Genomic DNA, 19,909 nt, shown 5'->3' on the forward strand with positions numbered 1-19,909 from the left:
GACAATCAAGATCCTCAGGCCGCTTCCGGGCGCTTGATCTTCGACGCCGCTTCAAGCACCAACGGGCTCAGACCCTCGCCGCCGCCATCGATATGCCGGAACAGCTGTCGCCGCATGCGCGGCTCCCAGAACTTGTTGATATGCGTCGCAACGCCCTCAGCGGCTTCGTCCTGCGGCTGGCTCTTGAAGAAGGTGGCGATCTGGTTCGCCATGTAGATCAGCTTGGCATTGGTGTCATGCGACATCGGCGACGGCTCCGGACTTGATGCGTTCGGCATGGGTGAAGATTTCGAATTCGTCGCCGCGCACCAGCGCGATCAACGTCATGCCCGCCGCTTGCGCCGTGCGGATCGCCAGCGCCGTCGGCGCCGAGATCGCGATGATGACTGGGCTGCCGACGACAGCGGTCTTCTGCACCATCTCGACAGAAACGCGGCTGGTAACGATGACGGCGCCGTCGCAGCCGCGGAAGCCGGCACGCGCTGCCGCGCCGACGAGCTTGTCCAGCGCATTGTGACGGCCGACGTCCTCGCGCACCGCGATCAATCCCTTGCCCGGCACATAGAATGCGGCGCCGTGCACGGCGCGCGTTTCGAAATGCAGCGGCTGCTGACCGTTGAGCAGCGCGACCGCCTTGACCACGTCTTCCTGCGACAGACGAAGCGTCGATGCCGAAACGTCGGGCGTCGGCCGCACCGCCTGCTCGATCGATTCGATGCCGCAGAGACCGCAGCCGACAGGGCCGGCCATATGGCGGCGGCGCAGGCGCAGCATGTCGTTCTGCTTGTCCTTGAGCGTGATCTGCAGGTCGATGCCGAGGTTGCCGGCAACCTCGTCGGCCATCGCCTCGACCGCTTCGATCTGGCCGGGCTCGGTGATGATACCCTCGGTCAGGCTGAAGCCGACGGCGAAGTCCTCGAGGTTCCCGGGGGTGGCCATCATCACCGCATGGGTCGAACCGCCAAAGGTGAAGGCCACCGGCGTCTCCTCCGGGACCACACGGGACCCGTCCCGCAAGGCCCCATTGCGACGGGCGGCTTCCGGCACGGTCTTCGACATCTGGAATTTCGGCATTGATGGCCCGGACATGGAGGCTACTCCGCAGCCTCCAGCTTGCCGGCGATCCGGCGTGACTGCCGCGCCTGCTCGTCATAATCCTGCTGCCAGTCCGACGGCCCGTTGGACGGCATCACCTGAACCGCCGTCACCTTGTATTCCGGGCAATTGGTCGCCCAGTCGGAGAAGTCGGTGGTGATGACGTTTGCCTGCGTCGTCGGGTGGTGGAAGGTGGTGTAGACGACACCGGGTGCCACCCGATCGGTGATCTGCGAGCGCAAGGTCGTCTCGCCGGCGCGGCTGGCAAGCCTGATCCAGTCGCCATCGCGGATGCCCCGTTGCTCGGCGTCGTGCGGGTGGATTTCCAGCCGGTCCTCCGCATGCCAGACGACATTGTCGGTGCGCCGCGTCTGGGCGCCGACATTATACTGGCTGAGAATGCGGCCGGTGGTCAGAAGCAGCGGGAAGCGCGGACCGGTGCGCTCGTCCGTCGCGACATATTCGGTGCGGATGAATTTGCCCTTGCCGCGTACGAAGCCGTCGACATGCATGATCGGCGAGCCCTCCGGGTGTTTCTCATTGCAGGGCCACTGCACGGAACCCATCTTGTCCAGATAGTCGTAGGAGACGAGCGCAAAGCTCGGCGTCGTCGCGGCGATCTCGTCCATGATTTCGGAGGGGTGGCGATAGCTCCAGTTGAGACCCATGGCCTGCGCCAGCTTCTGCGTCACTTCCCAGTCGGCATAGCCGTTCTTCGGCGTCATCACCTTGCGCACGCGGTTGATGCGGCGCTCGGCATTGGTGAAGGTGCCGTCCTTCTCGAGGAAGGTCGAGCCCGGCAGGAACACATGAGCGTAGTTGGCCGTCTCGTTGAGGAAGAGGTCGTGCACGACGACGCACTCCATCGCCGCAAGGCCGGCGGCCACATGCTTGGTATCCGGGTCGGACTGCAGGATGTCCTCGCCCTGGATGTAGATGCCCTTGAAGGTGCCGTCGACCGCGGCGTCGAGCATGTTCGGGATGCGCAGACCCGGCTCGTTGGAAATCTCGACACCCCAGAGCTTCTCGAAGGTCTCGCGCGTTGCATCGTCGGAGACGTGGCGGTAACCCGGCAGCTCGTGCGGGAACGAGCCCATGTCGCAGGAGCCCTGTACATTGTTCTGGCCGCGCAGCGGGTTAACGCCGACGCCCGGCCGGCCGATATTGCCGGTGACCATCGCGAGGTTGGCGATCGCCATGACGGTGGTCGAGCCCTGGCTGTGTTCGGTGACGCCGAGGCCGTAATAGATCGCGCCGTTGCCGCCGGTGGCATAGAGCCGTGCCGCCCCACGCACCAGTTCGGCAGGGACGCCGGTATAGGCCTCGGTCGCTTCCGGGCTGTGATAGGGCTCAGCGACGAAGGCTGCCCAGTCCTCATATTCCGACCAGTCGCAGCGTTCGCGGATGAAGGCCTCGTTGGCGAGGCCCTCCGTAACGATGACATGCGCCAGCGACGTCAGAATGGCAACGTTGGTGCCGGGCTGCAGAGGCAGGTGATAGGATGCTTCGATATGCGGCGAGCGCACGATATCGGTGCGGCGCGGATCGATGACGATCAGCTTTGCGCCCTCACGCAAACGCTTCTTCAGCCGCGAAGCAAAGACTGGATGGCCGTCCGTCGGGTTGGCGCCGATGATCACCGCAACGTCGGTGAACTCGACCGAATCGAAGTTCTGCGTGCCGGCCGAGGTGCCGAAGGCCTGGCCGAGGCCGTAGCCGGTCGGCGAGTGGCAGACGCGGGCGCAGGTGTCGACATTGTTGTTGCCGAAACCGGCGCGCACCAGCTTCTGCACCAGATAGGTCTCTTCGTTGGTGCAGCGCGACGAGGTGATGCCGCCGACCGAATCGCGGCCATACTGATACTGGATGCGCCGGAACTCCGCGGCCACATGCGCATAGGCCTGCTCCCAGGTCACTTCGCGCCAGGGATCGGAGATCTTTTCGCGGATCATCGGGTTGAGGATGCGATCCCCATGGTTCGAGTAGCCATAGGCAAACCGGCCCTTGACGCAGGAATGGCCGCGGTTCGCCTGGCCGTCCTTCCACGGCACCATGCGCACCAGTTCCTCGCCGCGCATCTCCGCCTTGAACGAGCAGCCGACGCCGCAATAGGCGCAGGTGGTGACGACGGAATGCTCCGGCTGGCCGATCTCAATCACCGACTTTTCCGTCAGCGTCGCCGTCGGGCAGGCCTGGACGCAGGCGCCGCAGGAGACGCATTCCGACGACATGAAGTCTTCGGCCATGCCTGCGGAAACGCGGCTGTCGAAACCACGGCCGCCGATCGTCAGCGCGAACGTGCCCTGCACTTCCTCGCAGGCGCGCACGCAGCGCGAGCAGACGATGCATTTCGCCGGATCAAAGGTGAAGTAGGGGTTGGATTCGTCCTTCGGCTGCCATTTGGCGTTGATGCCGCCGTTGTTGCGCGCCTTGACGTGATTGTCACCCTCATAGCCGTAGCGAACATCGCGAAGGCCGACTGCGCCGGCCATGTCCTGCAGCTCGCAGTCGCCATTGGCGGCACAGGTCAGACAGTCGAGCGGATGGTCGGAAATATAGAGTTCCATCACCCCGCGGCGAACGTCCTTCAGCCGCGGCGTCTGGGTCGACACTTCGAGCCCCGGCGCCACTGGCGTGGTGCAGGAGGCGGGCATGCCGGCCCGGCCCTTGATCTCGACGAGACAGAGCCGGCACGACCCGAAGGCGTCCATCATGTCGGAGGCGCAGAGCTTCGGCACCTCGATGCCGGCATCCATCGCCGCCCGCATGATCGACGTGCCCTCGGGCACCGTCACCTCACGGCCGTCGATAGTCAGCGTCACCATGGTTTCGGAGCGGGAGGCCGGCGTTCCATAGTCGATTTCATGAATGAGAGACATGGTCTTCCTCCTCACTCCGCCGCTTCGACAAGCGGAGCCGGTTTAAAATCATCCGGAAAATGCGTCATGGCGCTGACGACGGGATAGGGCGTGAACCCGCCGAGCGCGCAGAGCGAGCCGAACTTCATGGTGTTGCAGAGATCGGAGAGCAATTCGCGGTTCTTCTCCGGCTCGATGCCGGCGGCGATCTTGTCGGCCACCTCGACGCCGCGGGTCGAGCCGATGCGACAGGGCGTGCACTTCCCGCAGCTCTCGATGGCGCAGAATTCCATGGCGAAACGCGCCTGTTTCAGCATGTCGGCGGTATCGTCGAAGACGACGATGCCGGCATGGCCGATCAAACCGTCCCTTGCGGCAAAGGCTTCATAGTCGAACGGCGTGTCGAACAGCGCGCGCGGGAAATAGGCGCCGAGCGGGCCGCCCACCTGCACCGCCTTGACCCGACGGCCGCTCGCCGTGCCGCCGCCGATATGATCGATGATCTCGCCGAGCGCCAGGCCGAAGGCGGTTTCGAATAGGCCGGGATGCTTGACGTTGCCAGCGATCTGGATCGGGATCGTGCCGCGCGAACGGCCCATGCCGAAGTCGCGGTAGAAGACAGCACCCTTGTCCATGATGACAGGAACGGAGGCGAGCGAGATGACGTTGTTGATGACGGTCGGACAGTCGAACAGGCCCTTGTGTGCCGGCAACGGCGGCTTGGCGCGCACGATGCCGCGCTTGCCCTCGAGGCTGTTCAGGAGCGCCGTTTCCTCGCCGCAGACATAGGCGCCGGCGCCGGTGCGCACCTCCATGTCGAACGCCCGGCCGGAGCCGAGCACCGATGGCCCGAGCACGCCAGCGGCACGCGCGATCTCGATCGCCTTAGCCATCGTCGCGATCGCATGCGGATATTCGGACCTCGTGTAGATGAAGCCCTTGGTCGCACCGGCCGCGAGCCCTGATATCGCCATGCCTTCGATCAGCACGAAGGGATCGCCCTCCATGATCATCCGGTCGGCAAAGGTGCCGCTGTCGCCCTCGTCGGCGTTGCAGACGATGTATTTGCGTGCGCCAGCGGCTTCGAGCACGGTCTTCCACTTGATCCCGGTCGGAAAGCCGGCGCCGCCGCGACCGCGAAGACCACTGTCGGTCACCTGGGCAACGATTGCCATCGGCTCCATGGCGATGGCGTTCTCAAGTCCGCGAAGACCGCCATGCGAGCGGTAATCGTCGAGCGACAGCGGATCGATGACGCCACAGCGCGCAAACGTCAGCCGTGTCTGCTGCTTCAGGAACGGAATATCCTCGGTCTTCCCGAGACAGAGCGCGTGATCGCCGCCGGCAACAAGCCCGGCATCAAGCAGAGAGACAACATCACGGGCCTTCACCGGCCCATAGGCGACGCGCCCCTCCGAGGTTTCCACCTCGACCAGCGGCTCCAGCCAGTGCAGTCCGCGCGAACCGTTGCGCACAATGGCAACGTCGAGGCCGCGCGCGGCGACCGCGTCCTCCATCGCCTTTGCAACCTTGTCGGCGCCCAGCGCCAATGCTGCGGCATCACGGGGAATGTAGATCTTTGTTGTCATCGGCGCGCCTCCGCGACGAGAGCTTCGAGATCGTCGGCATCGACCCGGGCATGCACCTCTCCGTCGAGCATCGCGGAGGGTGCGCAGGAACAGAGCCCGAGACAGTAGACCGGCTCGAGCGTCACCGCGCCGTCGGGTGTCGTCTCGTGGAAGTCGATGCCGAGCAGGTGCTTGGCGCGTTCCGCAAGCGCATCGCCGCCCATCGACTGGCAGGCTTCGGCGCGACAGAGCTTCAACACATGACGACCGGCCGGGTGCTCGCGAAAATCGTGATAGAAGGAAAAGACGCCGTAGACTTCGGCGCGCGACAGGTTGAGCTCCCGCGCGATGACAGGCAGACAGTCCTGCGGCACATATCCGAACTCGTGCTGGATCTCATGCAGGATCGGCAGCAGCGGCCCTTCGAGCCCCTTCAGTTCCTCGACGATCGCAAGCGTGCGTCCGGGCACATCGCCACGCGGCTGGTGAATATTCACTCAGGAGCCCTCCCGGCTCGCGGCTGCAGCGCCCCTTGTACGGACCTCGCCCAGCTCGAATTGGCATCTTCTGGGAAGGCCGTTTCCTCCACGCCCTTGCCCAAGAGTGAAAAGCTTCGCCCTTCTGGCCGGAAGGGTCAATAAGGCTGTTTCGTTGATTGATAGAAAAAATCTATTGAACCTGATTTCGTTCGCCGAGAATGCGCGCTTCGTGCAAAAGCGCCGATACCAGCGGCGTGAATGGTTCACGATGGGTCGCAACCAGGCCAACGGTGTGGCGGGCATCCGGTTCGACGATCGGAATCATCTTGATATCATCGTGAAAGCCGAATGATTTCGCGACGTTAAACGGCATGATGCTCGCCCAGCGACCGGTGCGCACATGGGAGAAAAGCACGATCATCGAGTTTGATTCGAGCGTCGGCTCAGCGACGACGCCGGCCTCGGAAAGATGCTGGTTGACGATGCGGCGGTTCTGCATATCGGCGGTCAATAGACAAAGCCGAACGTTGCTAACCTCCTTCCACGTCACGGTTTCGCGATCGGAAAGCGGCGTTCCGGTGGCCGTCACGAGGTGATATCGCTCGATCTGCAGCGGAACGCTGGTCACGCGCCCGAGCGGCTCGTTCTCCAGATAGGTCAGTCCGGCATCGATCTCGAGGTTTTCGAGCAGCGCCAGGATCTGCAACGAGGTGGTCGACAGCACCGAGAACGTCACATCCGGATGCTTCTCCTGAAACGGCGCGGTGATCATCGGCACCATGGCAAGCGTCGTCGGGATCGCCGCCAGCCTGATATGCCCGGAGAGCCCCTTGCGCGCCGCGCGCATTTCCTCGCGCATCGTGCGGGCATCGCCGACGATGCGCCGCGCCCATTCCAGCACCCGCTGCCCCTCCGGGGTCAGCCCCTGAAAACGCGAACCGCGGCTGACGAGCATGACGCCGAGCTGTTCTTCCAGCTGGCGGATTGCCGCCGACAACGTCGGTTGCGTCACGCCGCATTCAAGCGCCGCCCGGCCGAAGTGCCTTTCGCGAGCGAGCACCAGGAACATTTCCAGCTTGTCGATCATCACACGTGTCTCAAGCGATCAACTGGCCGCCGTTGACCTCCAGCACTTGGCCCGTGATGTAGCCGGCAAGCGCATGGGAGGCGAGGAAGAGATAGGCCGGCGCGCAGTCTTCGGCGGTTCCGAGCCTGCCGATCGGGATTGTCTTGCGCGTTGCCTCCAGTTTCTCCGGCGACGAGTAACGCTCGTGAAACTCTGTCGTGATGGTGCCGGGCGAAACGCAATTGACCCTTATGCCTTCCGGGGCCAGTTCGCGCGCCAGCGCCTTGGAATAGGTGGAGACGAACGCCTTGGTTGCCGAATAGATCGAGGAGCCGGCGCTGCCGCCGGTCAGCGCCGAAATCGACACGGTGTTGACGATCGCCGGATGCGTGCCTTTGCGAAGAAGCGGCAACATGGCGCGTGTCATCTCGACCACCGAGGTCTGGTTGAGCTGAACGACGGTGCGATACTGTTCGTCCGTCAGTTCCGCCGCCGGAAAGCGGCCAACCATCGTGCCGGCATTGTTGACAAGGATATCGACGCTGTCGAATCGGCTGCGGATCGCCTCCGCCAAAGCCTCGACGCCGCCATCCGCCAGGAAGTCGGCTGCAGCCACATGCGCCCGGCCCTCGGTCGCTGCCGTCTCCAGAAAATCCGGCAGTTCCCCGACCGATCGCCCGGCATGCACGAAGACACGCGCGCCGCAATCGAGGAACTGGCGCGCCACCTCAAGGCCGATGCCGCGTCCGCCACCGGTCACCACCACATTCATGCCCTTGAACAAGGCCGGATGAAACATGTCTTTTCCCTCTTCCCGTCATTGCCAAAGTCGCCTATCGCCGAGGCGATTGCAACGCGCGCAATCGACATAGCCGACGACGAAAGCAGATTCGCGACAAACGCCGATTTCTGAAATTGCACAGCTTTCGTTTTTGCATATTATGAAAAAAAACGAAAACGGGAGGTTTCGGAATGTATCTGACGGGGCGGCAGGCGGAAATCCTGGAACTGGCGAAGAACGAAGGACGCGTGCTCGTCGAGGAGCTGGCGCAGCGCTTTTCGGTGACGCCGCAAACCATCCGCAAGGACCTGAACGACCTCTGCGACGCCAAGATCCTGAACCGGATTCACGGCGGCGCGATCTTCCCGAGCGGCAAGGAAAACGTCAAATACGATGCCCGCCGCCAGATCGCCGCACCGGAGAAGCAGGCGATCGGCAGGGCGGCCGCCGCCCTCATCCCCGACAACGCCTCGCTGTTCATCAACATCGGCACGACGACGGAAGCGGTCGGCGAAGCACTTCTCGACCACAAGGAATTGATGGTCATCACCAACAATATCAACGTCGCCAACCACTTGCGCGTCTTTCCCTCGATCGAGGTGGTTATCACCGGCGGCGTCGTTCGCGGCTCCGACGGCGGTATCGTCGGCGAGGCTGCGGTCGATTTCATCAAGCAGTTCAAGGTCGACTTCGCCGTCATCGGCGCCTCGGCCATCGACCATGACGGCGCGCTGCTCGATTTCGATTTTCGCGAAGTGAAAGTCGCCCAGGCGATCATCGCCAATGCCCGCCATGTCATCCTCGTTTCCGACTCGACAAAATTCGAAAGAACGGCCCCGGTCCGCATCGGCCATATCTCCCAGGTTCAGACCTTCATCACCGATCGCTGTCTCATTGATAACGTGCGGAAAATCTGCGCAGAGCAGGACGTTCGCCTGATCGAAACCGAGGCTTGAAGATCGTTTTTTAGACTGTCCTGAGATTCGAACAACATTCGTTTGACATTCGATATCTTTTCGCTTTAACTGATTTCGCTTTCGCGACTGCATCAATTTGTGCATTGCGAAACGTGGGAGGGGAAAAGCAGTGGCAGAGCAGGCAATCTTCGACGTCTTCATTATCGGCGGCGGCATCAACGGATGCGGCATTGCGCGTGATGCGGTCGGTCGGGGATACTCCGTCGCGCTCGCTGAAATGAACGACTTTGCCTCCGGCACGTCGTCCGGCTCGACCAAGCTCATCCACGGCGGCCTGCGCTATCTCGAACATTATGAGTTCCGCCTGGTGCGCGAGGCGCTGATGGAGCGCGAAGTGCTCTGGGCAATGGCACCGCACGTCATCTGGCCGATGCGCTTCGTCCTTCCCTATCATAAGGGCGGCCCGCGCCCGGCCTGGCTCATCCGCCTCGGCCTGTTTCTTTACGACCATATTGGCGGCCGCAAGCTGCTGCCGGCAACGGCCACGCTCGACATGACGCGCGATCCGGCCGGAAAGCCGCTGAAGCGGCTCTTTACCAAGGCTTTCGAATATTCCGACGGTTGGGTCAACGATGCCCGACTGGTCGTGCTCAATGCCCGCGATGCCGCCGACCGCGGCGCCCGGATCATGGCGCGCACCCGGGTGATCTCGGCAAAGCGCGACAACGGCAACTGGGTGGTCGACACGGAAAATGCCGCGACCGGCGAACGTCGGCAGATCCGAGCGCGCATGCTGGTCAATGCCGCAGGCCCTTGGGTCGATGCGGTACTATCAGGCGCGCTCGGCAAGAACGACGTTCACAATGTGCGCCTGGTCCAGGGCAGCCACATCGTCGTCCGCAAGAAGTTCAACGACCCCCGCGCCTATTTCTTCCAGAATCCGGATGGCCGGATCATGTTCGCCATCCCCTATGAGGACGATTTCACGCTGATCGGCACCACCGATCGCGACTATACCGGCAACCCGGCCGACGTCCGCATCAGCGACGCCGAGGTCGACTACCTCTGCAAGGCCGCGAGCGAGTATTTCCTCGAGCCGATAGAAAAGGACGACATCGTCTGGACCTATTCCGCCGTTCGCCCGCTGTTCGACGACGGCGCCAGCAAGGCGCAGGAAGCAACCCGCGACTACGTTCTTCGCGTCGAAGGCGACAGGGCCGCGGCCCCGCTCCTCAACGTTTTCGGCGGCAAGCTGACGACCTATCGCCGCCTGAGCGAATCCGCGCTCGAGAAGATCGGCGATGCCATCGGCGTCAAGGGTGCCAAGTGGACCGCCGGCTCAAGCCTGCCGGGCGGGGACTTCCCGGCCAAGGGCTACGCCGACGAAGTCGCAAAACTTCACAAGAAGTATCCCTTCCTTGCCGCCGGCCATGTGCGTCGGCTGGTACGCCTCTACGGCACGCGCGCGTCCGCGCTCATTGGAGCGGCAGCGAATGAAGCAGCCCTTGGCCATCATTTCGGCGCCGACCTCTATGAGGCGGAAGTGAAGTGGCTGATCGAGCAGGAATGGGCCCGGCACGCCGAGGACGTGCTGTGGCGGCGCACCAAACTGGGATTGAAGCTGACGTCCGGCGAGGCGACGGCGCTGGAGGAATACATGCGGGGCGCGGCGCACGCCGCCGCCTGAGGGCCCCGCATTCAAGACTGCCGATGGCTGGGTGGAACACCGGAGAATTCAATGCTTGAAATGAAGAAGATATCCAAGGTCGTGGGTGGGGAGACGCATATCCTCCCGACCGATCTTGTGCTGGAAAGGGGGTCGCTCAATGTGCTGCTCGGCCCGACCCTTTCCGGCAAGACGTCGCTGATGCGGCTGATGGCCGGCCTCGACAAGCCTGCCTCCGGCTCGCTGATCTTCGACGGCACCGACGTCACCGGCCTGCCGGTGCAGAAGCGCTCCGTAGCGATGGTCTACCAGCAGTTCATCAACTACCCGTCGATGACCGTCTATGACAACATCGCCTCGCCGATGCGCATCAAGGGTTCGGACGCAGCCACGATCGACCGCGAAGTGCGCAAGGCCGCCGAACTGCTCAAGCTCACGCCCTATCTCGACCGGACGCCGCTCAGCCTTTCCGGCGGCCAGCAGCAGCGGACGGCGCTGGCGCGCGCCATCGTCAAGAATGCCGATCTCGTGCTGCTCGACGAACCGCTCGCCAACCTCGACTACAAGCTGCGCGAAGAACTGCGCGAGGAACTGCCGAAGCTCTTCGCAGCCTCCGGCGCGATCTTCGTCTATGCGACCACCGAACCTTCCGAAGCTCTGCTTCTCGGCGGCAACACCGCTACGCTTAGCCAGGGCCGGATCACCCAGTTCGGCAAGACCATCAACGTCTTCCGTCGCCCGGTGGACCTGGTGACGGCACGCACCTTCGCCGATCCGCCGCTGAACACGATCGAGCTCATCAAATCAGGCTCGATCTTCACCTTTGACGGCAAACACGTGCTGTCGGTTCCCGCCCATCTGTCGGCGTTGCCGGACGGCCCCTGCACGGTCGCCTTCCAGCCGCACCATCTGTCGTTCGACCGTCCCTTCGACGGCGCGACGCCGCTGACGGTAAAGACGGCAATCTCGGAAATCGCAGGTTCCGAAAGCTTCATCCACGTCGGATTTTCCGGCGCGCGCTGGGTCATGCTGGCGCCGGGCATTCACGACATCGAACCGGACGCAACCCTCGAGGTTTTCGTCGATATCCGCCACCTGATGGTCTTCGGGCCGGATGGGCGCGCGATCGGCGGAACCGCCTGAGGAGGCGCTGGGAGGAAACGAAAATGGCACGCATCGATCTCGAACATATCCGCCACGCCTATGGCGCCAAGCCGAAGTCGGAAAACGACTACGCGCTCAAGGAAGTGCACCACAAATGGAACGATGGCGGCGCCTACGCGCTGCTCGGTCCGTCCGGTTGCGGCAAGACCACACTGCTCAACATCATCTCGGGCCTGATCAATCCGTCCGAGGGACGCATCCTCTTCGACGGCAAGGACGTGACGCACCTGTCCACGCAGGACCGCAACATCGCCCAGGTGTTCCAGTTCCCGGTCATCTACGACACGATGACCGTCTACGACAATCTCGCCTTTCCCCTGCGCAACCGGCATGTGCCGGAGACCGAGGTCGATCGCCGCGTCAAGGAGATCATCGAGATGATCGGCCTTGGCGGCTGGGCGGGCAAAAAGGCGCAAGGGCTGACGGCCGACCAGAAGCAGAAGATCTCGCTTGGCCGCGGCCTGGTGCGCTCCGACGTCAGCGCCATCCTGTTCGACGAGCCGCTGACCGTCATCGACCCGGAAATGAAATGGGTGCTGCGCTCGCAGATCAAGCGCCTGCACAAGCAGTTCGGCTTCACCATGGTCTATGTCACCCACGACCAGACCGAGGCGCTCACCTTCGCCGACAAGGTCGTCGTCATGTATGACGGCCAGATCGTGCAGATCGGCACGCCGGCCGAGCTTTTCGAGCGGCCGCGCCATACCTTCGTCGGCTACTTCATCGGTTCGCCGGGCATGAACGTGCTGCCGGCCAGGATCGACGGCAGCACCGCGACGATCGGCAGCGAGACCATCGCTCTCAACTTCCGGCCCGAGATCAAGGCCGGCGCCAAGACCGAACTCGGCATTCGCCCGGAATTCGTGTCGATCGGTCGCGAGGGCATGCCGGTTGCGATCACCAAGGTCGAGGATATCGGCCGCCACAAGATCGTGCGCGCCCGCTTCGCCGACCAGCCGATCTCGATCATCCTCGACGAGGACGGCGCCATTCCGGCCGAGCCGCGCATCGCCTTCGACCAGAAGGCCATCAACATCTACGCCGATTCCTGGCGCGTCGGCGGGGAGGCCTGATCATGGAAAAGACCTGGAACAACAAAGCCTGGTTCATGGTTCTGCCGGTGCTGGTGCTCGTCGCCTTCTCGGCGGTGATCCCGCTGATGACCGTGGTCAACTACTCGGTTCAGGACACCTTCGGCAACAACGAGTTCTTCTGGGCCGGCACCGACTGGTATGTCGACGTGCTGACCTCAGACCGGTTCTGGGACGCGCTCACCCGCAACCTGATCTTCTCGGCGATCATCCTCGCCATCGAAATTCCGCTCGGCATCATCATTGCGCTCAACATGCCCAAGAAGGGCCTCGGCGTTCCGGTCTGCCTCGTCCTGATGGCACTGCCGCTTTTGATCCCGTGGAACGTCGTCGGCACCATCTGGCAGGTCTTCGGCCGCGTCGACATCGGCCTGCTCGGCCACACGCTGGAAGCGTTGGGCATCAACTACAACTATGTACAAAACCCCATGGACGCCTGGGTGACGCTGATCGTCATGGACGTCTGGCACTGGACGAGCCTCGTCGTACTTCTGTGCTATGCCGGTCTCGTCTCGATCCCCGACGCCTACTACCAGGCCGCCAAGATCGACGGCGCATCGCGCTGGTCCGTCTTCCGCTACATCCAGTTGCCGAAGATGAAGCGCGTGCTCCTGATCGCCTTCCTGCTGCGTTTCATGGACTCATTCATGATCTATACCGAGCCCTTCGTCGTCACCGGCGGCGGCCCCGGCAACTCGACCACCTTCCTGTCGATCGACCTCGTCAAGATGGCCATCGGCCAGTTCGACCTCGGTCCGGCGGCAGCCCTGTCGATCATCTACTTCCTCATCGTCCTGCTGCTCTCGTGGATCTTCTACACCGTGATGACCACAAGCGACGCGCAGAGCTGAGCCGGAAGGGAGGAAAAACCATGACCGCTACAACACAACCCCTGTCGCAACGCCTCTCCTGGCTGATCCCGACGGTCTATATCCTGTTTCTGCTGCTGCCGATCTACTGGCTCGTCAACATGAGCTTCAAGGAGACGAGCGAGATCCTCAGCACGTTTTCGCTGTGGCCGCAGAACCCGACCCTGCGGAACTATACGGTGATCTTCACCGATCCGTCCTGGTACAAGGGCTATATCAACTCGATCATCTATGTCGTCATGAACACGGTGATCTCGGTGGCAGCCGCCCTGCCTGCAGCCTACGCCTTCTCTCGTTATCGCTTCCTTGGCGACAAGCACCTGTTCTTCTGGCTCTTGACCAACCGCATGGCGCCGCCGGCCGTTTTCGCCCTGCCGTTCTTCCAGCTCTATTCGGCCTTCGGCCTGATCGATACGCACATTGCCGTGGCGCTTGCCCACTGCCTGTTCAACGTGCCGCTGGCGGTCTGGATCCTGGAAGGCTTCATGTCGGGCGTGCCGAAGGAGATCGACGAAACCGCCTATATCGACGGCTATTCGTTCCCGCGCTTCTTCGTGAAGATCTTCACGCCGCTGATTGCCTCCGGCATCGGTGTCGCGGCCTTCTTCTGCTTCATGTTCTCCTGGGTCGAGCTGCTGCTGGCCCGCACGCTGACGACAACCGCGGCAAAGCCGATCGCCGCCATCATGACCCGGACCGTGTCCGCCTCCGGCCTCGACTGGGGCGTTCTGGCCGCGGCCGGCGTGCTGACCATCATCCCCGGCGCGCTCGTCATCTATTTCGTGCGCAACTACATCGCCAAGGGCTTTGCCCTGGGCCGCGTCTAAAGGAGCTTCGTGATGAATTTCTCATGGATGGCATGGACGCTGCCGACGGCGTTGTTCTTCATCACCATCGCGCTGCTGCTCATCGGCATGGGCGTGTGGGAATATGTCTCGCCGGGCGGCAACCCGCGCGTCGGCATCCTGCGCTTCGAAACGACCCGAGGTGACCGGCTCTTCGTCTCGCTGCTCGGCAGCGCCTTCATTCACCTCGCATGGCTCGGCTTCGGCGGCGGACAGGACCTCTGGTGGGCGCTGGCGCTCTCCGTCGTCTATGCCGTCGGCGTCTTTCGCTACGTCTGAGGCGATCGAAATGGCAGGTCCGGGAGGGCCTTCCGACACTGCAATGAACGCAATCGCAAAACCCAAAGGGAGGAAATTATGCGACGGCACCTTTTCACGACGACAGCGGCAGTGCTGCTGGCTCTTACCGGCACGGCATTCGCCGGCATGGACGAGGCAAAACAGTTCCTCGACAAGGAAGTCGGCGATCTCTCCACGCTCGACCGCGCCGGCCAGGAAGCGGAAATGCAATGGTTCATCGATGCCGCCAAGCCGTTTGCCGGCATGGACATCAAGGTCGTTTCCGAAACGCTGACCACGCATGAATACGAATCCAAGGTGCTGGCTTCCGCCTTCACCGCGATCACCGGCATCAAGATCACCCACGACCTGATCGGTGAAGGCGACGTCGTCGAAAAGCTGCAGACGCAGATGCAGTCCGGCGAGAACATCTACGACGCCTATGTCAACGACAGCGACCTGATCGGCACCCATTGGCGCTACCAGCAGGTGCGCAACCTCACCGACTGGATGGCCAACGAAGGCAAGGACGTCACCAATCCCGGCCTCGACATCGCCGACTTCATCGGCACGTCGTTCACCACCGCTCCGGACAAGAAGCTCTACCAGCTTCCCGACCAGCAGTTCGCCAACCTCTACTGGTTCCGCTACGACTGGTTCAACGACGAGAAGAACAAGGCGGACTTCAAGGCGAAGTACGGCTACGACCTCGGCGTTCCCGTCAACTGGTCTGCCTATGAGGACATCGCCGAATTCTTCACCGGCCGTGAGATCGACGGCAAGAAAGTCTATGGCCACATGGACTACGGCAAGAAGGACCCGTCGCTCGGCTGGCGCTTCACCGACGCGTGGCTGTCAATGGCCGGCAACGGCGACAAGGGCATCCCGAACGGCCTGCCGGTCGACGAATGGGGCATCAAAGTCAACGAGAAATCCCAGCCGGTCGGCTCGTGCGTCGCCCGTGGCGGCGACACCAACGGCCCGGCCGCGGTCTACTCGATCGCCAAATACCTCGATTGGCTGAAGGCCTATGCGCCGCCGGAAGCCCAGGGCATGACCTTCTCCGAATCGGGCCCGGTCCCCGCCCAGGGTGCCGTCGCTCAGCAGATCTTCTGGTACACGGCGTTCACCGCCGATGCCGTCAAGAAGGGCCTGCCTGTTGTCAACGAGGATGGCACGCCGAAGTGGCGCATGGCCCCCTCGCCGCATGGCGTCTACTGGAAGGACGGCATGAAGCTCGGCTACCAGGACGTGGGTTCCTGGACGCTGATGAAGTCGACCCCGGAAGACCGCGCCAAGGCCGCATGGCTCTATGCGCAGTTCGTGACGTCGAAGACCGTGGACGTGAAGAAGAGCCATGTCGGCCTGACGCTCACCCGCGAATCCTCGATCCAGCACGAGAGCTTCACCAAACGTGCGCCGGAACTCGGCGGTCTGATCGAGTTCTATCGTTCGCCGGCCCGCGTGCAGTGGTCGCCGACGGGCACCAACGTTCCTGATTATCCGAAGCTGGCTCAGCTCTGGTGGCAGGCCATCGGTGACGCCTCCTCTGGCGCCAAGACACCGCAGGAAGCGATGGACTCGCTGTGCGCCGAGCAGGAGAAGGTGCTTCAGCGCCTCGAACGCGCCGGTATCCAGGGCGAGATCGGTCCGAAGCTCGCCGAGGAACACGACCTCGAATACTGGAACGCTGAAGCCGTCAAGGCCGGCAACCTCGCTCCGCAGCTGAAGATCGAGAACGAAAAAGAAAAGCCGATGACCGTCAATTACGACGAACTGGTCAAAAGCTGGCAGCAGTAACAAGCCCAAGACGACGGCCGCCCGTGCAAACGGGCGGCCGAAGATCAGGAGATGCGGCACCGGGGTCGGCAACGGCCCCGGTTTTTTCATGCCTGTCAGCCGGAGCGGGACGGAAATCCATGCCGGCTAGCCCATGCCACGGCCGGGGCCTGCAGCAGGATCGCCAGCAGGACCGCTGGAAAGATCGCTGCGCCGACACTGTCGAGCAGCACGCCGCCGGCCAAGCCGCCGCCGGCCATCGCCGCGTTCCAGGCCGTGACGATCATCGACTGCGCCGCATCCGCTTCCGTCCCGGCCGCCATTGCGGAGGCGGTCTGAAACAGCGTCGCTGCACCGCCGAAGGCGAGACCCCAGGCGACAACGCCGATATAGATCGCGGCCGACTGCTCGCCCCAGACGGCAAGCAGCAGTGACGCTGCCGCAAAGAGCATCATGCTCGCCAGCACCAGCAAACGCAGATGCCTATCGACAAGGGCGCCGATGATCGGAATGACAACGAGCGAGGCGATGCCAAAGACAAGAAGTACCGTGTCAGCCCGCGCATCAAGCCCTGACGGTTCCAGGAACGGCACGATGTAGGTGTAGAGGATGTTATGGGCGAAAACGACGGCAAACATCACGAACAGAATGGGTCGGATCCCGGGCAGCCGGAACACCGACGAAAGCGCCAGGCGTCGTTCGGCGCGCTGCCCCGGAGAGTTGGGAAGCGACCATAAAACCCAGCCGACGAGCAGGGCCGCCATGATGCTCAGGAGGCCGAAGGTCAGGCGCCAGCCGGCCATAGCGCCAAGCAGGGTGCCGGCGGGAATGCCTATCGAAAGCGCCACCGGAGCACCGAGCATGGCAACGGTGATCGCCCGCCCCTGCTGCTGCGGCGGTACCATGCGGCTGGCGTAGCCGGCGGCCAGTGCCCACAACAGCCCGGCAAAGACGCCGGCAAGGAAACGCGCCGCCATCGTCACGACATAGTCGGTCGAGAGCGCTGTGACCGTGTTGACGACGGCAAATCCCGAGATCGCCGTGATCAGCAGCGGCCGCCGACGCCAGGTCTTCGTCAGCGCCACGAGCGGGATGGCCGCGACCAGCGAGCCGATCGCATAGATCGTCACCATCTGCCCGGCCAGGGACTGAGAGACGTCGAGATCGGCGCTGATCTGCAGCAACAGGCCGGCCGGCGACGCCTCCGTGAGGATGGTGATGAAGCCGGCGGTCGCAAGCGCAAGCAGCGCCGCAAGCGGCAGCCCGGCCCCGGCGACAACGACGGGCGTGGATGCTGCTTCCTGCGGAGCCGGAAGCGCGCAGTCGGTGGATTGCATGGATAGTGTCTTTCAGGATGATCGCCAGTGACGTCTCTCTTGACGGCAATAGCGGAATGGAAGCGCGTGCCAGGTGTTCGCCGCCGGCCGAAGCGGGCGGCGATCTCGTTTGTGCCTAAGCTGCGGTTACGGCGCGCTTGGGCAGCACGATGTCATCGACGCGATAGGTGTGAAACTCGCAGGTTGAGACCGAATTCAGCGCCCTGAACTTTTCCAGGAAGACCGCGTCGGTGAAGAACTCCTCGACGTTTCCTTCGCCGGCTATCGCTTCGATATTGACCACCGTCTGGCCGTCGGTGCTCTTGGAGAGGTTGCTCCAGAGAAAGCCCTCCTTGCGCTCGGCCACATAGTTCACGACGTCCTGGATCAGCCGGAACGCTTCCTCCTGCTTGCCCGGGTGGGCGTGGATGACATTGACGATGAAGACGGTCGGTTCCGGATCCCTATGGAAACCCGCCACAAGTGCCTGCTGCATGTTTTCTCCTTCTGTCGCCGACGATGTTTTCGCACGTCACGAACGCGCGTTTGTCGGACGGGCGGACTATGACGAGCTTCCAATCAGAGAAAAATACGCTACAGCTCCGAAGATATCGGACAAAAATATCCACAATTCCCGAAACGGATGAGGACGGCGGATGGACAGCCTTGGTGCACTCAATGCTTTCGTGCAGGCGGCGGACTTCCGCAGCTTTACGGAGGCCGCAACCCAGCTCGGCGTTTCACCCTCCGCCGTCGGCAAGGCGATTGCCCGGCTGGAGGAGCGGTTGAGCGTTCGCCTCTTTCATCGCAGCACCCGCAGCGTCACGTTGACCCCGGAAGGCACGCTGTTTCTCGAACGCTGCCGGCGGATTTTTTGCGAAATCGAAGCGGCCGAGGCCGAACTGGTTCAGAGCCAGGAGGCTCCGCGCGGCAAGCTGCGCGTCAGCCTGCCCATGGCCGGCATGCTGCTGATGCCGACGCTGACGGCCTTCATGCGCGCCTATCCGGAGGTCGAGATCGATCTCGATTTCTCCGACCGCATGGTCGACGTTATCGAGGAGGGGTTCGACGCGGTCGTGCGCAGCGGGGAAATCGGCGACTCCAGGCTGATGACGCGTCAGCTTGGCACGTTTCACCCCTATCTCGTCGCATCACCCGACTACTTCGAAAGACATGGGAAGCCGGAGGCGCCTGCGGATCTCGAACAACACCACTGCCTGCACCATCGCTTTCCCTCGACGGGCAAGCTCGAGCCCTGGCCGCTGGTGCAGGACGGCGCCGAAGCCAACGTCGATGTGCCGGTAACGGCCGTCTCCAATGCCCTGGAGCCGCTGATCCATATGGCCGAGGAAGGGCTCGGTATCGCCTGCCTTCCCAACTTCACGATCAGACGGCAGATGCGCGAGGGAACACTCGTATCGGTTCTCGATAACCAGCTGCGCCGCTACGGCACCTACCGGATCCTGTGGCCGTCCAGCCGGCATCTCGCGCCGAAACTGCGCGTCTTCGTCGACTTCATGGCTGCCAATCTCTTCCCGACCAGTGGTGCGTCATCGGGCTCGGCTTGACCGATAGCGGCCGCACTACGATTTCGCCATCACGCGGCGCGCGGTTTTGCCCGGCCGATCCTTGTCGAAAATCGCTCTGATTGCCTGTTTCGTGCCATCGTCCATCAGCACGATCATGTCGAGGTAGAGCTGCTTGTCGACGATGACGAAGCGGACATCGAACGGCTTGCCACCATAGTGGCCGCTGACGTTCTCGCTCCATCGGCCGATGCCGGCCGCAGTCGTGGAGCCCGTCTTCAGGTCCGCATGGGCAAAGGCAAACCAGCCGTTGTTGGAAGACACCTTCAGGATAGGCCCGTGCTGCTTGATCGCCAGCCAGCAGGTTCCGCAGGTGCCGGCGTTCGACACCATCTGTCGCCACTGCCCCGGAAAATCTTCGGTTTCGGCGTTGGCGGCAAACGGCCACAGAACAATGGCGACGGCAATCAATGCGCCGACCAAACGGCGAAACGTGCCAGCAGGCGACGAAAATCTCATATGCTGCAATCCCATGGACACCGGCGGAGGCGAGCCTTCGCCTCGACGCCAGTGCACACTGCCTGCGCTGCATTGCGGCAACGTTGCATCC

General features: G+C 62.9%; 19 protein-coding genes. 9 read left to right on the forward strand and 10 right to left on the reverse strand.

The annotated features are described in order from the left end of the window. Positions 1-14: 14 nt before the first annotated feature. From ASD00_RS29410 to ASD00_RS29440, 7 genes are all read right to left on the reverse strand, one after another. On the reverse strand, positions 15-245 hold the full coding sequence (locus ASD00_RS29410; RefSeq protein ID WP_025425032.1) for a formate dehydrogenase subunit delta: 231 nt from the start codon (positions 243-245) through the stop codon (positions 15-17). Then, positions 235-1,059 (reverse strand): formate dehydrogenase accessory sulfurtransferase FdhD, encoded by an 825-nt coding sequence (gene fdhD / locus ASD00_RS29415; protein ID WP_225906371.1) that lies wholly within the window; start codon positions 1,057-1,059, stop codon positions 235-237. Before fdhD ends, ASD00_RS29410 begins: the two co-directional genes overlap by 11 nt. 35 nt (positions 1,060-1,094) lie before the next feature. Beyond that, positions 1,095-3,974, reverse strand: coding sequence for a formate dehydrogenase subunit alpha (gene fdhF, locus ASD00_RS29420; protein WP_057210827.1), 2,880 nt, complete (start codon positions 3,972-3,974; stop codon positions 1,095-1,097). Positions 3,975-3,985: 11 nt separating this feature from the next. Then, positions 3,986-5,542: an NADH-quinone oxidoreductase subunit NuoF gene (locus ASD00_RS29425; RefSeq protein WP_057210830.1), complete on the reverse strand. Its 1,557-nt coding sequence runs from the start codon at positions 5,540-5,542 to the stop codon at positions 3,986-3,988. Continuing rightward, positions 5,539-6,018, reverse strand: coding sequence for a formate dehydrogenase subunit gamma (locus ASD00_RS29430; protein WP_025425036.1), 480 nt, complete (start codon positions 6,016-6,018; stop codon positions 5,539-5,541). Before ASD00_RS29430 ends, ASD00_RS29425 begins: the two co-directional genes overlap by 4 nt. Positions 6,019-6,190: 172 nt before the next feature. Beyond that, on the reverse strand, positions 6,191-7,087 hold the full coding sequence (locus ASD00_RS29435; RefSeq protein ID WP_025425037.1) for a LysR family transcriptional regulator: 897 nt from the start codon (positions 7,085-7,087) through the stop codon (positions 6,191-6,193). Between the two features lie 10 nt (positions 7,088-7,097). Further along, the gene (locus tag ASD00_RS29440) at positions 7,098-7,865 is read right to left on the reverse strand and encodes an SDR family oxidoreductase (RefSeq protein ID WP_025425038.1); all 768 of its coding nucleotides are present in this window, start codon (positions 7,863-7,865) and stop codon (positions 7,098-7,100) included. Positions 7,866-8,038: 173 nt separating this feature from the next. Here ASD00_RS29440 and ASD00_RS29445 point away from each other — a divergent pair, with 173 nt between their 5' ends. From ASD00_RS29445 to ASD00_RS29480, 8 genes are all read left to right on the forward strand, one after another. Then, complete coding sequence (locus ASD00_RS29445; protein WP_025425039.1) at positions 8,039-8,803, forward strand: DeoR/GlpR family DNA-binding transcription regulator; 765 nt, start codon at positions 8,039-8,041, stop codon at positions 8,801-8,803. 130 nt (positions 8,804-8,933) lie between these two features. Next, positions 8,934-10,451, forward strand: coding sequence for a glycerol-3-phosphate dehydrogenase (glpD, locus tag ASD00_RS29450; RefSeq protein WP_025425040.1), 1,518 nt, complete (start codon positions 8,934-8,936; stop codon positions 10,449-10,451). A gap of 51 nt (positions 10,452-10,502) precedes the next feature. Beyond that, entirely contained in the window at positions 10,503-11,573 is a 1,071-nt protein-coding gene (locus ASD00_RS29455; protein ID WP_025425041.1) for an ABC transporter ATP-binding protein, read from the forward strand. A 23-nt stretch (positions 11,574-11,596) separates the two neighbouring features. Beyond that, entirely contained in the window at positions 11,597-12,667 is a 1,071-nt protein-coding gene (locus tag ASD00_RS29460; RefSeq protein WP_025425042.1) for an ABC transporter ATP-binding protein, read from the forward strand. A 2-nt stretch (positions 12,668-12,669) separates the two neighbouring features. Further along, positions 12,670-13,536: a sugar ABC transporter permease gene (locus tag ASD00_RS29465; RefSeq protein ID WP_025425043.1), complete on the forward strand. Its 867-nt coding sequence runs from the start codon at positions 12,670-12,672 to the stop codon at positions 13,534-13,536. 20 nt (positions 13,537-13,556) lie between these two features. Continuing rightward, positions 13,557-14,381, forward strand: a complete 825-nt coding sequence (locus ASD00_RS29470) for a carbohydrate ABC transporter permease (protein ID WP_057210833.1) — start codon at positions 13,557-13,559, stop codon at positions 14,379-14,381. Positions 14,382-14,393: 12 nt separating this feature from the next. Further along, positions 14,394-14,678, forward strand: a complete 285-nt coding sequence (locus ASD00_RS29475; RefSeq protein ID WP_025425045.1) for a DUF2160 domain-containing protein — start codon at positions 14,394-14,396, stop codon at positions 14,676-14,678. Positions 14,679-14,756: 78 nt separating this feature from the next. Further along, positions 14,757-16,478, forward strand: a complete 1,722-nt coding sequence (locus ASD00_RS29480; RefSeq protein ID WP_025425046.1) for an ABC transporter substrate-binding protein — start codon at positions 14,757-14,759, stop codon at positions 16,476-16,478. 95 nt (positions 16,479-16,573) lie between these two features. On the opposite strand, the gene ASD00_RS29485 is transcribed toward ASD00_RS29480, so the two are convergent. Next, the gene (locus tag ASD00_RS29485) at positions 16,574-17,794 is read right to left on the reverse strand and encodes an MFS transporter (protein WP_082523781.1); all 1,221 of its coding nucleotides are present in this window, start codon (positions 17,792-17,794) and stop codon (positions 16,574-16,576) included. Positions 17,795-17,909: 115 nt separating this feature from the next. After that, positions 17,910-18,269 (reverse strand): antibiotic biosynthesis monooxygenase, encoded by a 360-nt coding sequence (locus ASD00_RS29490; protein WP_025425048.1) that lies wholly within the window; start codon positions 18,267-18,269, stop codon positions 17,910-17,912. A gap of 160 nt (positions 18,270-18,429) precedes the next feature. Between ASD00_RS29490 and ASD00_RS29495 the strand changes: the two genes are divergently transcribed. After that, complete coding sequence (locus tag ASD00_RS29495) at positions 18,430-19,341, forward strand: LysR family transcriptional regulator (RefSeq protein ID WP_025425049.1); 912 nt, start codon at positions 18,430-18,432, stop codon at positions 19,339-19,341. A gap of 15 nt (positions 19,342-19,356) precedes the next feature. Here ASD00_RS29495 and ASD00_RS29500 read toward each other — a convergent pair whose 3' ends face one another. Further along, positions 19,357-19,818 carry a hypothetical protein gene (locus ASD00_RS29500; RefSeq protein WP_128090430.1) on the reverse strand — a complete coding sequence of 154 codons (462 nt, stop codon included), beginning with the start codon at positions 19,816-19,818 and terminating at the stop codon, positions 19,357-19,359. Positions 19,819-19,909 lie beyond the last annotated feature (91 nt).

It is taken from the genome of Ensifer sp. Root31 (assembly GCF_001424825.1).
GTDB lineage: Bacteria > Pseudomonadota > Alphaproteobacteria > Rhizobiales > Rhizobiaceae > Ensifer > Ensifer canadensis.

Excerpts from the sequence above, each read along its gene's own strand:
- ASD00_RS29485 (WP_082523781.1), bottom strand. The coding sequence starts at position 17,794 with ATGCAATCCACCGACTGCGCGCTTCCGGCTCCGCAGGAAGCAGCATCC.
- ASD00_RS29435 (WP_025425037.1), bottom strand. The coding sequence starts at position 7,087 with ATGATCGACAAGCTGGAAATGTTCCTGGTGCTCGCTCGCGAAAGGCAC.
- ASD00_RS29460 (WP_025425042.1), top strand. The coding sequence starts at position 11,597 with ATGGCACGCATCGATCTCGAACATATCCGCCACGCCTATGGCGCCAAG.
- ASD00_RS29480 (WP_025425046.1), top strand. The coding sequence starts at position 14,757 with ATGCGACGGCACCTTTTCACGACGACAGCGGCAGTGCTGCTGGCTCTT.
- fdhF (WP_057210827.1), bottom strand. The coding sequence starts at position 3,974 with ATGTCTCTCATTCATGAAATCGACTATGGAACGCCGGCCTCCCGCTCC.
- ASD00_RS29440 (WP_025425038.1), bottom strand. The coding sequence starts at position 7,865 with ATGTTTCATCCGGCCTTGTTCAAGGGCATGAATGTGGTGGTGACCGGT.
- ASD00_RS29475 (WP_025425045.1), top strand. The coding sequence starts at position 14,394 with ATGAATTTCTCATGGATGGCATGGACGCTGCCGACGGCGTTGTTCTTC.
- ASD00_RS29490 (WP_025425048.1), bottom strand. The coding sequence starts at position 18,269 with ATGCAGCAGGCACTTGTGGCGGGTTTCCATAGGGATCCGGAACCGACC.
- ASD00_RS29410 (WP_025425032.1), bottom strand. The coding sequence starts at position 245 with ATGTCGCATGACACCAATGCCAAGCTGATCTACATGGCGAACCAGATC.
- fdhD (WP_225906371.1), bottom strand. The coding sequence starts at position 1,059 with ATGTCGAAGACCGTGCCGGAAGCCGCCCGTCGCAATGGGGCCTTGCGG.
- ASD00_RS29465 (WP_025425043.1), top strand. The coding sequence starts at position 12,670 with ATGGAAAAGACCTGGAACAACAAAGCCTGGTTCATGGTTCTGCCGGTG.
- ASD00_RS29495 (WP_025425049.1), top strand. The coding sequence starts at position 18,430 with ATGGACAGCCTTGGTGCACTCAATGCTTTCGTGCAGGCGGCGGACTTC.
- ASD00_RS29455 (WP_025425041.1), top strand. The coding sequence starts at position 10,503 with ATGCTTGAAATGAAGAAGATATCCAAGGTCGTGGGTGGGGAGACGCAT.
- ASD00_RS29445 (WP_025425039.1), top strand. The coding sequence starts at position 8,039 with ATGTATCTGACGGGGCGGCAGGCGGAAATCCTGGAACTGGCGAAGAAC.
- ASD00_RS29470 (WP_057210833.1), top strand. The coding sequence starts at position 13,557 with ATGACCGCTACAACACAACCCCTGTCGCAACGCCTCTCCTGGCTGATC.
- ASD00_RS29425 (WP_057210830.1), bottom strand. The coding sequence starts at position 5,542 with ATGACAACAAAGATCTACATTCCCCGTGATGCCGCAGCATTGGCGCTG.
- ASD00_RS29500 (WP_128090430.1), bottom strand. The coding sequence starts at position 19,818 with ATGAGATTTTCGTCGCCTGCTGGCACGTTTCGCCGTTTGGTCGGCGCA.